Below are 12,252 nucleotides of genomic sequence, written 5' to 3'. Positions count from 1 at the left end.
AGAACGAGGAAAGGATCAGTCGCTGGCGGTCGTGGATGACTCGGTCGCGGTTGGACTGCCGGACGGCGTCGCCCCGGCACAGAACTGCGTGTAGAGCACCTGCAGCACGTTGAGCACCTTGTCATCGGCGATGCGGTAGAAGATGTGCTTGCCCTCGCGGCGCGTGGCCACCAGCCCCTGCTTACGCAGCACCCCGAGCTGCTGGGAGAGGCTCGGCTGGTGGATGTCCAGGCGCGCTTCCAGGTCGCTGACGCACAGCTCCTCCTGGCTCAACTGGCACAGCAGCAGCAGACGGTCCTCATGGGCCAGCGCACGCAGCAAGGCGGTCGCCTCCGTTGCGGCATCGCGCATGTCGTTCACATCGAGCATCGAGGTATCGGGCATCGTCCAGGGCTCCGCAGTCTCTCGGCAGGGTCGGCGCTAACAATATACCTAAACACATTATGTTTTCAAGTATATTGTTTGACATGGCTTCCCCGCTGCTTTCGAACGAGCATCGGGGATCAGAAACGGTTCAGCGGCACCTTCAGATATACCTGCCCGTCGTCCTCCGCCGGCGGCATCTCCCCCGCCCGCATGTTCACCTGCACCGAGGGAATGATCAGCCGAGGCATGCCCAGGGTGGCATCGCGCTCGGTACGCATCTTGACGAACTCATCCTCGGAAATGCCGTCGTGAACGTGCACGTTGTGGGCACGCTGTTCGGCCACCGTGGTTTCGTGCTGATAGGTCTCGCGCCCCGGCGCCTGGTAATCGTGACACAGGAAGAGCCGCGTCTCTTCCGGCAGCGCCAGCACCTTCTGAATGGAACGATAGAGCGTGCGCGCGTCGCCGCCGGGAAAGTCGCAGCGTGCGGTGCCGTAATCGGGCATGAACAGGGTGTCGCCAACGAAAGCGGCATCGCCGATCACGTAGGTCAGGCAGGCTGGCGTATGGCCCGGCGTGTGCAACACCCGGCCTTCCAGATTGCCGATGGCAAAGGTGTCGCCCTCCTCGAAGAGGCGGTCGAACTGGCTACCGTCACGGGCGAACTCGGTACCGGCGTTGAAGGTCTTGCCGAAGATCGCCTGCACTTCGACGATCCTGGCGCCGATGCCCGTCTTGCCGCCCAGCTTGTCGTGCAGATAGGGCGCAGCGGAGAGATGGTCGGCATGAACGTGGGTCTCGAGAATCCACTCGACGCTCAACCCCTCCCGCTCGATGAAGGCGATGATCGCGTCGGCCGAGCGCACATCGGTGCGTCCGGCAGCGTAGTCGAAGTCGAGCACCGAATCGAGAATCGCGCAGGCTCGACTGTCGGGATCGCGAACGACGTAGCTGAAGGTATTGGTGGGTTCATCGAAGAAATGGGTGATCATGGGTCGAGACATGGAGTGCCTCCTTGGTTGCGGCTAGCCCTCGCGCAAAGACGGTGCCCGCAGAACGATCGACATCGGGGGAACCGTATGCCTCACGAAGTCAAGGCGACACCCTCCGCAGCACGAAGGGCACCGCCCCGTTTCAGGCTTTGACGACCGTCAGGCCTACTGTTTCAGTTTGCAGGTATTGATGCCGAACAGCTTGTAAGCCGGGCAGAAATTGAACAGGCCCGTTGCCAACGGTACCACGCCGATCCAGCCCCAGACTCCGATGGTTCCGGTCAGGGCCAGCAGTATCAGCACGATGCCCACGGCGATCCGGGCAATCTTGTCGATGCCGCCTACGTTGCTTTTCATGGCTATCACCTCCGCGACGGGTGGTTTAGAAAGAGAACACCGGAATGGACGGATCGCGCATCATCTCGGCCATCGGGCCGGGTGCCGCCACGCCGACACCCTCGCGCAAATCCTCTTCCTCGTACTCGCTGTTGGGCAGGTAGATGGCGCACACGTCCACCTTGGCGCCGTTGTCCATGAGCATCTGCAGAATGCCTTCCGGCTTGACCTGACCGGCCGGATTGCTCGGCGGCGTGGTGATGGCCTCGGCACTCGAATATCCCTCGACGGCCAGATCCCCCGCCGCATCGCACAGCAGAACCGACAGATCCGTGCCCTGCTGCTGCATGGCATTGGAAAGAATCATCGCCATGCCCTGGGTCTGCAGCGAATCGCTGGTCAGGATCACCAGGGCCCGGTCGTCGTCCTGCGCCAGCACGTACGAGGCCATTACCGGCAGCGTCAGTGCGGTGGCCACCGTCATCATGAACATCTTTTTCATAACAAAATCTCATTAGTTAATAACAATATCCTCCCGAACAGGCTAATCCTGTTTCGAGCTTCGTGCACGGCGCTAGAAAAAGTTGTTGATTTGCATCAACTTAAATGATCCAGAACGTTGCCATGAGACAACATGGCGCACTCCTGCTGCCCACGAATCCCGTACTCTGGATACGAATGCCAGGAGTCTTCGTCATGCCTTCTCCACTGCAGTGGCTCACCCTGCCCTATCGTCGCTACCCCATGGTCAGCGGCATCGTTCTGGCGCTGCTGGTCCTGTTCGTCGCGCTGGTGCTGCCAGGCCTGCTGGAAGACACGGCGCCCGAGCTCGACGCCCAGGGGCGCACGCCCCTGACCCGCGCCGCCGAGCGAGGCGACACCCAGGAAGTCTTGGCGATGCTGGATGCCGGCACCAACGTCGATGCCAGCGATGGTTGCGGCTGGACGGCGCTGATGAAGGCGGCTGCCAACGGCCACGTCAGCCTGCTCGATGCTCTGATCGCGCGGGGCAGCGACCTCGAACACCGCGACGCGGCCGGCTATACGGCACTGATGGTCGCCGTGGTCAACGGTGAGGAGTCCGCCACCCAGCGGCTGCTGGAGGCCGGCGCCAGGGTCGGTGTCGCCGACCGCGACAGCGGCTGGACGGCGCTGATCTGGGCCGCCAAGGATGGCCGTCTGACGCTGGTGGAGCGGCTCATCGAGCACGGCGCCGACGTGAACCATCGCGCTCTGGACGACACCACGCCGCTCTCCTGGGCGCGCAAGGGAGGCCATGACGCCGTGGTCCAACGCCTGCAGACCGCCGGCGCCAGCGCCGACTGAACGCCTCGAGAAGCTCATGCGCCCTCCTCGGCCGGGCCGAACAGCCTCGGCGTCAAGCGTACGTACCAGGCCGCAGCCTGCACCTGCACGACATAGGCCAGCGCCACCAGCAGAGCGGCATCGGTACCGGCCTCGCCGAAGGCATTCATGGCCAAGGCCAAGGCAATGGAGAGATTGCGCATCACCGTACCGTAGACCAGCGCGATGCCGTCGCCGCGCGACAGGAAGCGGTGGGCCACCCAGGTGCTGAGTGCAAAGTTGATCAGGTAAAGGGCGAGCAGCGGCACGGCGATCTCGATCAGCAATGCCGGTTGACCCACCAGCTCATCGGCCTTGAGCGCCATGGCGACGAAGACGATACCCAGCACGCCCAGGGTCGACAGCGGTGGGAATCGCGGTGCCCATGTCTTCTGAAAGGCGGCCTGGCCGTGCTTGCCGACCAAATAGTGCCGCGTCAGCTGGCCGGCAACCAGCGGAAGCCCCACTACCAGCAGGATCTGACGGAATACGGCCAGCATGTCGACCGGTATGCTCGCGCCCATCAAGGCCTGAACGTAGAGTGGCGTCACCAGCGAGCCGAGCAATAATCCCACCACCGTCATCTTGATGGCAGTAGCGACGTCGCCCTTGGCGAAGCCGGTCCAGGAAATCGTCATGCCGCTGGTGGGCAGCAGGGCAGCGAGCAGCAGCCCCAACGCCAGATAAGGCTGCTCGGCGAACCATAGTCGCCCCATGGCGAACGCCACGAAAGGAATTACGGCGAAATTGATCAGTTGCGCCAACCCCAGCGCACGGGCCCCGCCACTCTGCCAGAGCTGTTTCAGCTTCAGGTTGACCATCATGGGGTAGACCATGAGCAGGGTCAGCGGCACGACGAGGGCCGTCAGCCAAGCCACCGGTGCCACGCTGCCGTAGACCAGCCCCAGCACCATGGTCAGCGGAATGGCAATGACCAGATTGCGCGTCAGCCTTGCCAGTATCGCCATGCCGTGCCCCCTGCCGTCGACGGCCAAACGGCCGTGCGCTCAAACAATATATAAATTTATATAATGTTTGAGCGCAACCGCCAAGGGGCATGTTGTCGCACCCCGCTCTTATCAGCGCCAACTAGAGCGGAATGCAGTCCTGAAAGTCGGGAATCTCGGCATCGATACCGGCATCGGCCAGTGCCCGTTGCAGCACTCGCTGCGCCTCCGGCTCGCCGTGAACCAAGTAGAATAGCGGCCGATTGCGAAAGGCGCCGGCCCAGCCGATCAGCTCGCTCTGCCCGGCATGGGCGGAAAAGCCGCCGATGGTATGTACCTTGGCCTTCACCGGCAGCTCCTCGCCGAGCACCTTGACGCGCTCGGCACCGTCCACCAGCGCACGCCCCAGAGTGCCGGCAGCCTGGAAGCCGACGATCACCACTCGCGTGCTGGGCTTGGCCAGGTTATAGCGGAAATGATGGAGAATGCGCCCGCCATTGCACATGCCGGCGCCGGCAATGACGATCGCCCCACCGTGGATACGGTTGATCGCCATGGACTCCTCGACGCTGCGGGTCAGGCGCAGGATGGGAAGATACTGAGAAGGGTCGCCCTGGGCCGCCACGTTGAGCACCTTGAGGTCGTCGCGGTTGAGCGATTTGCGTAGCCGGTTGTAAAGTTCGGTGACGCGAATCGCCATGGGGCTGTCAAGGAACACCACCTGCTGTTTCAACCGCCCTTCATGGTATAGCACGCTCAGGTGGTAGAGGATCTCCTGGGTGCGCCCCACCGCGAAGGCGGGAATCAGCACGTTGCCGCCGGCCGCCTGGGCGTCGTCGAGCACCTGGGCGAACTCCTCCAGGGTCTCCTCGAGCGGACGGTGATCGCGGTCGCCATAGGTGCTCTCCATGAGCACCAGATCCGCCTCGTGCAGCGTCTCGGGATCCTTCATCAGCACCGAACCGGGGTTGCCGAGGTCACCGGAGAAAACCAGATGGCGCTGCCGGCCGCCCGAGGGCACCATCAGCTCGACGATCGCCGAACCGAGGATGTGCCCAGCATCGCGGAAAACCAGAGTCACGCCGCCGGGGAGATCGACCGGCTGCCCGTAACCGTGGGGCACGCACAGCGCCAGGGTGTCGGCCACATCGTCGATGGTGTAGAGCGGCTTGTCGGCGCGCTTGCGCCACTTGTTCTCGAACTCGATGTCCTTGGCCATCACGAAGGCCGCATCCTCGAGCATGATCTCCAGCAGCTCGGCGGTATCCCGCGTGCAGTGGATCGGCCCGCGATAGCCGTCACGCACCAGCTTGGGCAGCAGGCCGGAATGATCCAGATGGCCGTGAGACAGCACCACTGCCTCGAGCCGCTTGGCCAACGCTCCCAGCGGCTTGGCATTGGCCCGGTCGGCCTCCGCCCCGCCCTGATGCAGCCCGCACTCGAGCAGCAACGCGTGTTGCCGGCCATCGCCATCCACCTCGAGCAGATAACGCGAACCGGTGACTTCTCCCACCGCTCCCTGGAAGGTCAATGTCGACATGGCGACGGCTCCTTGCTGGAATGGATGCTCGGCTTCAGCATAACGGAATCACGCATCATGCCGATAGCAGGGGCCAAGCCAACGCCACCGTCCCAGCACTGGCACAGGAGCCAACATGCACTTCACGACCCTAGGCCCCGCCGGCAGCAACCACGCGCTGGTACTCGAGCGCTATCTCGCCGCGCGCGGCATGAGGCAAGCGCCGGTCCAACTGGCCGAGCGTTTCATGGACGCCTTCGACGCCCTGCTCGAAGGCACCACCGACTTCGTGCTGCAGTGCACCGCCCATCCCAGCCATGGCGAGTGCGTGGGCCGCTACATGCACCGCGCCTTTCCGGTGGATGCCTTCATCGCCGGCAGCCAACCGCTGGCGGTGCTCGCCAGGCAGGAGATCGAAACGCCGCGCACCCTCGGCCTGCAGCCGGCCACCCGTCACTACACCGACCTGAGCGGCTATACGGAGCAGATCGAAGCGCCGACCATCGTCGACGTGGCCGAAGGGCTGCTCGACGGTCGTTTCGAGGCCGGCATCTGCGCGCGAGACGCGTTGGAGCGCCACCCCCAGCGCCTGAAGCTGGTCGAGGATCTCGGCCCGGCGCTGGATACCTGGGTGCTGTTCGGCCGGGAGAAGCTGCCGCAGGATCCCGTCATCTGGCCGGAAGCGCCGGTGGTGACGCAATTCGAGTCACGAGACTGAGCCCCGCGTCACGCTCTCGTATCACCGCACGAAGATCACCGCCGCCCCGGCTGCCACCATCACTACGCGCAACCACACCGCGCGTCGGGCGATCACGCCATAGGAAATCGCCCCCAGGCCCACGGCGATCTTCAGCGCATCGAAAAGCGCCCAGGCGGGATCGAAGGCCAGGCGAATGACGTCGGGATTGGCCACCATGGCCAGCGGAATCAGGTAGAGACCGATGCCCAGCGCCATAGCCTTGATGGCTACCTTGAGCCAGTTCTCGCCGGCCATGCCGGCAGCGATGAACACCCCACCGCACACCGGCGGGGTGATGGTCGAGAGCAGCGCATACCAGAACACGAAGAGGTGCGCGAGCAGCGGCGGCAACCCCAGCTCGGTCAGCGCCGGCCCCGCCACCGACACGCAGATCACGTAAGCAGCGGTGGTCGGCACCTCCATGCCCAACACCAGGCATGCCAGCGCCGTCAGCAACAGCGCCGGCCACAGCAGGTCGCCGGACAGCGACAGGATCCCCGAGGTGATTTTCACCCCCAACCCGGTCATGCCCAGCACGCCGATCACCAACGAGGCACAGATGATGATGGCGCCGATGGTGGCCACCTGCTTGCCGGCGGTCACCAGCGCCTCGGCGAAGCGTTCGGCGAACCCGGCCAGCGAGAAGCGCAGCGTCACGTCGAACAACAGCAGCGCCACCCCCACGAAGATGGCCAGGCTGGCGGCATACTGCGGAGTCACGCCGCCCACAAAGATGCGCTCGAGCAGGACGGCGAACGGCACGGCGAAGAACAGCGAGGTGATCAACACTTCCTTGCCGCTCGGCTGTTCGCTGGCTGCCATGGGACGCAGGTCGTAGCGGGTGGCGAAGGCATTGATGCCCACCCATACCGTGGCGAAATAGAGCACCGCTGGCAGCATGGCCGCCGCCATGATCTGGGTATAGGGCGTGCCGGTGAGCTCCACCATCACGAAAGCCCCGGCACCCATCAACGGTGGCATGATCTGCCCCCCCGAGGAAGCCACCGCCTCCACGCCACCGGCCAGCGAGCGGGGATAGCCCAAGCGCACCATGCCGGGAATGGTGATGGCGCCGGTCGAAGCGACGTTGGCCGAAGCCGACCCCGAAATCGAGCCCATCAGCGCCGAGGAAATCACCGACACCTTGGCCGCTCCGCCGGTCAACCGGCCCGCCACGGCACTCGCCATGTTCATGAAACCGCGCCCCGCCTCACCGGCATTGAGCACGGCACCGAAGATCACGAAGATCGCCACTACCCCGGCGCTCACCCCGGTCAGCTTGCCCCACAAACCGCCCTCGGTGATGGTCAGCGTACCGATGAAGCTCCCCGTAGGAATGCCCTGATGGCCGAACTGCCCCGGCACGTACTCGCCAAGCAGACCGTAGAGCAGCGCCACCAGGGCCACCAGCGGCAACGGCCAGCCGATGGCCCGCCGCGCCGTCTCCAGCGCCAGGCCGATCAGGAAGACGCCAACGGCCATCTGCCACGGCGTATCGATGAAGCCGTACTGATCGGCCAGCGCCGACTCGTTGAACACGATGTAGGCACAGGCCGCCACCCCGAGCAGGGTCAATCCCCAGCCGCTGATCCGCTGCCAAGAGGTGCGTGCCGCGAAAATCAGCACCCAGGGCAGCAGCAGCGCCATGTGGATGGGGCGACTGATCATCGCCGGCGTGAGCCCGTAGAAGATCAACCCCAGGTGAAAGGCGACCGATACCGCACCGAGCGCCACCCAGGCCGGATGCACGCGCATGAACAGCGAACCGGCGGCCTCAGCCGCCGGTGATAACGTCGATGACATAGGAATGAACCGTTAACGAACCATCAGCGCAGCGCGTCGGGAACCTCGATGCCGGCCTCGTCGTAGTAGCGTACCGCCCCCGGGTGCAGGCGACCGGCGATGTTGCCGATCATGTCGTGAGTAATGCCGCCCCACCACGGCGACTCCTCGGCCATCGTCTCGCGACGCTCCCAGAAGGTCTTGGTCAGCGTATAGGCCGTCTCGTCGTCCATGTTGGTGGTGGTGTAGGCGATCACCGGCAGCGAGGTGGTCTCGACGTCTTCGTCGATGCCGTTGTAGGTGCCGCCCGGGATCGTCTGATGCGCCGCACCGGTCTGCTCGATCTGCGCCTCGGTGAGGCTCACCAGGCTGACCGGCATGCTGGCCGCGGTTTCGATCACGTTGGGCGTGGGGAAGGAGCTCGCCGTGACGAAAGCGTCGATCTGCCCGTTCTTGAGCGCATCGGGGCCGCTACCGATGTCGGCATCCGCCACCTCCACCTCGTCGTCGAGGTCGAACAGCTCGAGATAGCGCTGCGCCTCGCGCGCGCCGAAGCTGCCGCGCCCGATCAGGATGTGCTTGCCCTCGAGGTCCTCCAGCGCCAGCACGCCGGCATCGTCGGCCACCACGAAGTGCATGGTGATGGCCGGAATCGGGAAGAGTCCGCGAATCTCCTGGAAGCGGGGACTCTGGCGATCGGCGAAAGGCCCTTCGCCGGCCTGGGCGCTGTCGATCAAGCCCGGCGGCGTGGTAAACACGTAGTTGCCCTGGCGGGCCATCACTTCCATCACGTTCTGCACCGAGCCCTGGCTCTCTTCCAGGGTCAGGGAGACCTCACCATCGGTGCCCCGATCGATGGCCTCCGACAGCTCCACGCCCATTTGATAGTAGGCGGTGCCGGCCGACGCCGACTTGTACGTCACGCGGGTCTCGGCCTGGGCGCCGAAGGCGCTGGCTCCCAGCACGACGGCGATGGCCGAGGCGAGAAGGGGGCGGGACAGAGGGCGAGTCGCGCGAGAACGGGAAAGGCGGGACATGTAGGGCTCCTTTCTGCGTGTCCAGTGGTCGGGGCGAGTTTGTTATGGATGCTCCGCTAAGGGCATCGGATACCGCTCCCTATCATGCCGATTTTTCGCCGCATGAACACCCGTTTTCCAGCGTCTCGACCACGTCGTGTTCGCTACCCGGCCACCCTGGGTCGCGAAACGGGGCCACCCCTGGCGCTCACGAAAAGCTTCCCAGCGCCACCTCATAGGAGCGCTGGATATGGTCGTCCATGAGGTCGCGTGCGGCCTGCACCTGCCGGTCCAGCGCCAGGTTCACCAGCTCGCCATGCTGTGCATCCAGCACGCGACGCACTTCGGGAACGTTCGGTGCCAAGCGGCGGTAGCGGTCGAATTGATCGTGCAACTGCTCGATGAAGCGCAGCAGCCAAACCGAGCCGCAAGGAGCCACCAGAGTCCGGTGGAAGCGCGTATGCATCGCCTCCCACTCGTCGACCTTCTCGGGTGTCTCGTCGGCGCGCTTGAGGCGATGCGCCGCTGCCAACAATTCCGACTCCCACTCGGCATCGCCCCGCTCGATGGCACGTTCCAGCGCCATGCATTCCAGCTCGCGGCGCATGTCGGCAATGTCGTCGAGTTCCTCCCGCGCCAGGCGTGGCACCCGGAAACCTCGCTGATTCTCCTGAATCAGCAACCCGTACGCAGCCAAGCGATTGAGCGCCTCTCGCAGCGGGCTCAAGCCCACGCCATAACGCTCCTTGAGCGAGCTGATCGCCAGCTTCTCGCCCGCCGCAAAGCGCCCGTTGACCAGTTCCTGGCGCAAGGTGTCGTAGATTCGACTGGACGCCGTGACGCCCTCCTCGCGATTGAAAGCTCCCATCTTCCCTTCTCCCTTGCACGGCCCCCGCACTTCGGAGGTTGACGACGGCTCATCGAGCAACCTATATTCTAGACCATATAATCGATTTTTTGACTTAAAAAGTGATCATGACAACAAAATCAATTCCAAACCCCCATCGCCGAGGTCGGGCATGACTCGGCAGACCCCGGCCCCGCTCGGCTCGCTGCTGGGTGCCTTCACCCGCATCGGCCTGCTGGGCTTCGGCGGCGGGCCCGCCATGATCCCGCTGATCCGGCAAGAAGTCGTCACCCGCCACCGCTGGCTCGACGACGAATCCTTCGCCGACATTCTCGCCATCGCCAACACGCTGCCCGGCCCCATCGCGACCAAGATGCCCGGCTACATCGGCTACCGCATCGCCGGCTATGCCGGCTGCATCATCGCCGTTTCGGCCGTCATCGTTCCCATGATCGTCGCCATGATCCTGCTGCTCGGGGCCTTCCGACACTACCGCGACCAGAGCTGGATCCAAGGCATGAGCCAGGCCGTCATCCCGGTCGTCATGGTGATGATGGCGCAGTTGACCCTCGACTTCTGGAACAAGTCGCGTCTGTCTCTCGGCAACGCCGTCAGTCTGGGCATGTGTGCCGCCGCCGGCGTATTGATCTACCTGCTCGGCCTGCATCCCGGCTGGGTCATCGGCGCCTTGCTGCTGGCCGCCATGCTCAAGCCCGACGGAAACGGGCAGGAGGCCGACAAGTGATCTACTGGGAACTGTTTCTGGCTTTCTTCATCCCCAACATCATCGGCTACGGCGGTGGGCCCGCCATCATTCCCCTGATCGAGGCCGAGGTCGTCGGACGCTACGAGTGGATGTCCGCTCAGCAATTCGCGGAAACGCTGGCGCTCGGCAACGCCCTGCCCAGCCCCATCGCCACCAAGATGGCCGGGCAGGTCGGCTTCGAAATCGCCGGCGTGGGGGGCGCCCTGGTCGCCGTGCTCGCCACCGTCGTGCCGTCTCTACTGCTCATGCTCGGCGCCCTGGGGCTGCTGTATCGCTACCGCGACTCCCCGCGGGTGAAGCGCATGAGCCAGTGGGTTCGCCCGGTCATCACCATGATGATGGCATGGTTGACCTGGAGTTTCTTCAGCGAAGGCCTGCACGCGGCCGGCCTGCTTCACACCTTGGTGATCGGCGCCGTCGCTGCGCTTGCCCTGCTGCGTTTTCGCATCCACCCGGCCTTCATCGTGATGGCCGCCCTAGCCTATGGAGGTATCTTTCTCGGCTGATCCATACGACCCAAGAACATGCCATTCAACAACAATCGACGCGCCGGAGCACAGGCTCACACCCCAGCTCTTCGCCCCGCGAAGAGCGCCAAGACAAAAGACACAAGACGAGGTGTTACCATGATCCGCAACAAGCTGACTCCCCTAATCGCCGCTTTCGGCCTCGCCGTCGCCGGTTCGGCCCAGGCCGATTACCCCGAGCAGGACATCCGCCTGGTCATTCCCTATGGTCCCGGCGGCGCCACGGACATCATCTTTCGGCTGATCTCGCAGGAGGCCGAGCAGCATCTCGGCGAATCGATCGTACCCGTCAACCAGGCGGGCGCAGGCGCGACGCTGGGCTCGCGCAACGTGAAAGACGCCGACCCCGATGGCTATACGCTGCTCGGCAGCCACGACACCATCGCCCTCTCCAAGCTCGCGGGCACCGTGGACTATTCCTACGATGCCTTCGAACCCATCGCGCTGCTGACCCAGACCATCAACCTCCCGGTGGCCCATGCCAATCACGAGGTCAAGAGCGCCGACGAAATCGCCGACTACGTGGAAGAGAACCCGGGCGAGGTTCGCTTCAGCATGATCCCCAGCTCCACGGATCACTTCTTCTGGGTGCAATTCTTCGATGCCGCCGGCATCGACATGGCGGACGTGCGCCTGGTCGGCTATCCGGACACCGGCGAACAGGTGTCCGCCCTGCTTGCCGAAGAGATCGACTTCGCCATGTTCAACCTGCCCTCCGCCGGCCAGTTCTTCGAGGACGGCAGTTTCACGCCGCTCGGCGTCGCTCACCCGGAACGGCTCGACAGCCTGCCCGACGTCGCCACGCTGCGTGAGCAGGGCATCGAAATGGACCACTCCACTAGCCGCGGCCTGTTCGCTCCCAAGGGAACGCCCCAAGAGGTGCAGGACACCCTGGCGGAAGCCTACGGCAAGGCACTGGAAGACGACGAGGTGCGCAGCCGCATCGAGAACGAATTCGGCTCGGTGGTGCGCTTCCTGGCCGGTGACGACTACCAGGACTTCCTCGACGAGAACGAAGCCGCACTCAGCGCCGCCGCGGAAAACATCGACTTCCAGAACTGAAACGGCACT

Annotated in this window: 14 protein-coding genes; 5 read left to right on the top strand and 9 right to left on the bottom strand. The window is 64.3% G+C overall.

Annotated elements, in window-relative coordinates:
* Positions 1-15: 15 nt before the first annotated feature.
* The 4 genes from GFD32_RS12065 to GFD32_RS12050 form a co-directional block, all read right to left on the bottom strand.
* Complete coding sequence (locus GFD32_RS12065) at positions 16-384, bottom strand: ArsR/SmtB family transcription factor (protein WP_163576864.1); 369 nt, start codon at positions 382-384, stop codon at positions 16-18.
* 119 nt (positions 385-503) lie between these two features.
* Positions 504-1,370 (bottom strand): MBL fold metallo-hydrolase, encoded by an 867-nt coding sequence (locus GFD32_RS12060; protein WP_163576863.1) that lies wholly within the window; start codon positions 1,368-1,370, stop codon positions 504-506.
* Positions 1,371-1,523: 153 nt separating this feature from the next.
* Entirely contained in the window at positions 1,524-1,715 is a 192-nt protein-coding gene (locus tag GFD32_RS12055) for a YgaP family membrane protein (RefSeq protein WP_163576862.1), read from the bottom strand.
* 25 nt (positions 1,716-1,740) lie between these two features.
* Positions 1,741-2,145: a hypothetical protein gene (locus GFD32_RS12050; protein WP_240455648.1), complete on the bottom strand. Its 405-nt coding sequence runs from the start codon at positions 2,143-2,145 to the stop codon at positions 1,741-1,743.
* A 245-nt stretch (positions 2,146-2,390) separates the two neighbouring features.
* Here GFD32_RS12050 and GFD32_RS12045 point away from each other — a divergent pair, with 245 nt between their 5' ends.
* Positions 2,391-3,020, top strand: a complete 630-nt coding sequence (locus GFD32_RS12045; RefSeq protein WP_163576861.1) for an ankyrin repeat domain-containing protein — start codon at positions 2,391-2,393, stop codon at positions 3,018-3,020.
* A gap of 14 nt (positions 3,021-3,034) precedes the next feature.
* Here GFD32_RS12045 and GFD32_RS12040 read toward each other — a convergent pair whose 3' ends face one another.
* On the bottom strand, positions 3,035-4,006 hold the full coding sequence (locus tag GFD32_RS12040; protein WP_163576860.1) for an arsenic resistance protein: 972 nt from the start codon (positions 4,004-4,006) through the stop codon (positions 3,035-3,037).
* 121 nt (positions 4,007-4,127) lie between these two features.
* A complete protein-coding gene (locus GFD32_RS12035) occupies positions 4,128-5,525 on the bottom strand; it encodes an MBL fold metallo-hydrolase RNA specificity domain-containing protein (RefSeq protein WP_163576859.1) in 1,398 nt (465 codons plus the stop codon).
* Between the two features lie 115 nt (positions 5,526-5,640).
* Here GFD32_RS12035 and GFD32_RS12030 point away from each other — a divergent pair, with 115 nt between their 5' ends.
* On the top strand, positions 5,641-6,222 hold the full coding sequence (locus GFD32_RS12030; protein ID WP_163576858.1) for a hypothetical protein: 582 nt from the start codon (positions 5,641-5,643) through the stop codon (positions 6,220-6,222).
* 21 nt (positions 6,223-6,243) lie between these two features.
* On the opposite strand, the gene GFD32_RS12025 is transcribed toward GFD32_RS12030, so the two are convergent.
* The 3 genes from GFD32_RS12025 to GFD32_RS12015 all read right to left on the bottom strand — a co-directional run bounded on the left by GFD32_RS12025 (position 6,244) and on the right by GFD32_RS12015 (position 9,909).
* A complete protein-coding gene (locus tag GFD32_RS12025) occupies positions 6,244-8,046 on the bottom strand; it encodes a TRAP transporter permease (RefSeq protein WP_163576857.1) in 1,803 nt (600 codons plus the stop codon).
* A 23-nt stretch (positions 8,047-8,069) separates the two neighbouring features.
* The gene (locus GFD32_RS12020; RefSeq protein WP_163576856.1) at positions 8,070-9,062 is read right to left on the bottom strand and encodes a TAXI family TRAP transporter solute-binding subunit; all 993 of its coding nucleotides are present in this window, start codon (positions 9,060-9,062) and stop codon (positions 8,070-8,072) included.
* A gap of 187 nt (positions 9,063-9,249) precedes the next feature.
* The gene (locus GFD32_RS12015) at positions 9,250-9,909 is read right to left on the bottom strand and encodes a GntR family transcriptional regulator (protein WP_163576855.1); all 660 of its coding nucleotides are present in this window, start codon (positions 9,907-9,909) and stop codon (positions 9,250-9,252) included.
* A gap of 151 nt (positions 9,910-10,060) precedes the next feature.
* On the opposite strand from GFD32_RS12015, the gene GFD32_RS12010 reads away from it, so the two are divergent.
* The 3 genes from GFD32_RS12010 to GFD32_RS12000 all read left to right on the top strand — a co-directional run bounded on the left by GFD32_RS12010 (position 10,061) and on the right by GFD32_RS12000 (position 12,243).
* Complete coding sequence (locus GFD32_RS12010; protein WP_089688359.1) at positions 10,061-10,633, top strand: chromate transporter; 573 nt, start codon at positions 10,061-10,063, stop codon at positions 10,631-10,633.
* The gene (locus tag GFD32_RS12005; protein ID WP_163576854.1) at positions 10,630-11,160 is read left to right on the top strand and encodes a chromate transporter; all 531 of its coding nucleotides are present in this window, start codon (positions 10,630-10,632) and stop codon (positions 11,158-11,160) included. The genes GFD32_RS12010 and GFD32_RS12005 overlap by 4 nt, the downstream gene beginning before the upstream one ends.
* 120 nt (positions 11,161-11,280) lie before the next feature.
* On the top strand, positions 11,281-12,243 hold the full coding sequence (locus GFD32_RS12000) for a Bug family tripartite tricarboxylate transporter substrate binding protein (RefSeq protein ID WP_089688363.1): 963 nt from the start codon (positions 11,281-11,283) through the stop codon (positions 12,241-12,243).
* The last annotated feature ends 9 nt before the right edge of the window (positions 12,244-12,252 follow it).

The sequence above is a fragment of the Halomonas faecis genome (genome assembly GCF_010993975.1).
Lineage (GTDB): Bacteria > Pseudomonadota > Gammaproteobacteria > Pseudomonadales > Halomonadaceae > Halomonas > Halomonas faecis.
Note: the sequence above shows the minus strand (reverse complement) of the source record. Positions and strands in the feature narration are given on the sequence as shown.

Excerpts from the sequence above, each read along its gene's own strand:
- GFD32_RS12045 (WP_163576861.1), top strand. The coding sequence starts at position 2,391 with ATGCCTTCTCCACTGCAGTGGCTCACCCTGCCCTATCGTCGCTACCCC.
- GFD32_RS12050 (WP_240455648.1), bottom strand. The coding sequence starts at position 2,145 with ATGGCCTCGTACGTGCTGGCGCAGGACGACGACCGGGCCCTGGTGATC.
- GFD32_RS12015 (WP_163576855.1), bottom strand. The coding sequence starts at position 9,909 with ATGGGAGCTTTCAATCGCGAGGAGGGCGTCACGGCGTCCAGTCGAATC.
- GFD32_RS12010 (WP_089688359.1), top strand. The coding sequence starts at position 10,061 with ATGACTCGGCAGACCCCGGCCCCGCTCGGCTCGCTGCTGGGTGCCTTC.
- GFD32_RS12060 (WP_163576863.1), bottom strand. The coding sequence starts at position 1,370 with ATGTCTCGACCCATGATCACCCATTTCTTCGATGAACCCACCAATACC.
- GFD32_RS12025 (WP_163576857.1), bottom strand. The coding sequence starts at position 8,046 with ATGTCATCGACGTTATCACCGGCGGCTGAGGCCGCCGGTTCGCTGTTC.
- GFD32_RS12040 (WP_163576860.1), bottom strand. The coding sequence starts at position 4,006 with ATGGCGATACTGGCAAGGCTGACGCGCAATCTGGTCATTGCCATTCCG.
- GFD32_RS12000 (WP_089688363.1), top strand. The coding sequence starts at position 11,281 with ATGATCCGCAACAAGCTGACTCCCCTAATCGCCGCTTTCGGCCTCGCC.
- GFD32_RS12065 (WP_163576864.1), bottom strand. The coding sequence starts at position 384 with ATGCCCGATACCTCGATGCTCGATGTGAACGACATGCGCGATGCCGCA.
- GFD32_RS12020 (WP_163576856.1), bottom strand. The coding sequence starts at position 9,062 with ATGTCCCGCCTTTCCCGTTCTCGCGCGACTCGCCCTCTGTCCCGCCCC.
- GFD32_RS12030 (WP_163576858.1), top strand. The coding sequence starts at position 5,641 with ATGCACTTCACGACCCTAGGCCCCGCCGGCAGCAACCACGCGCTGGTA.
- GFD32_RS12035 (WP_163576859.1), bottom strand. The coding sequence starts at position 5,525 with ATGTCGACATTGACCTTCCAGGGAGCGGTGGGAGAAGTCACCGGTTCG.
- GFD32_RS12055 (WP_163576862.1), bottom strand. The coding sequence starts at position 1,715 with ATGAAAAGCAACGTAGGCGGCATCGACAAGATTGCCCGGATCGCCGTG.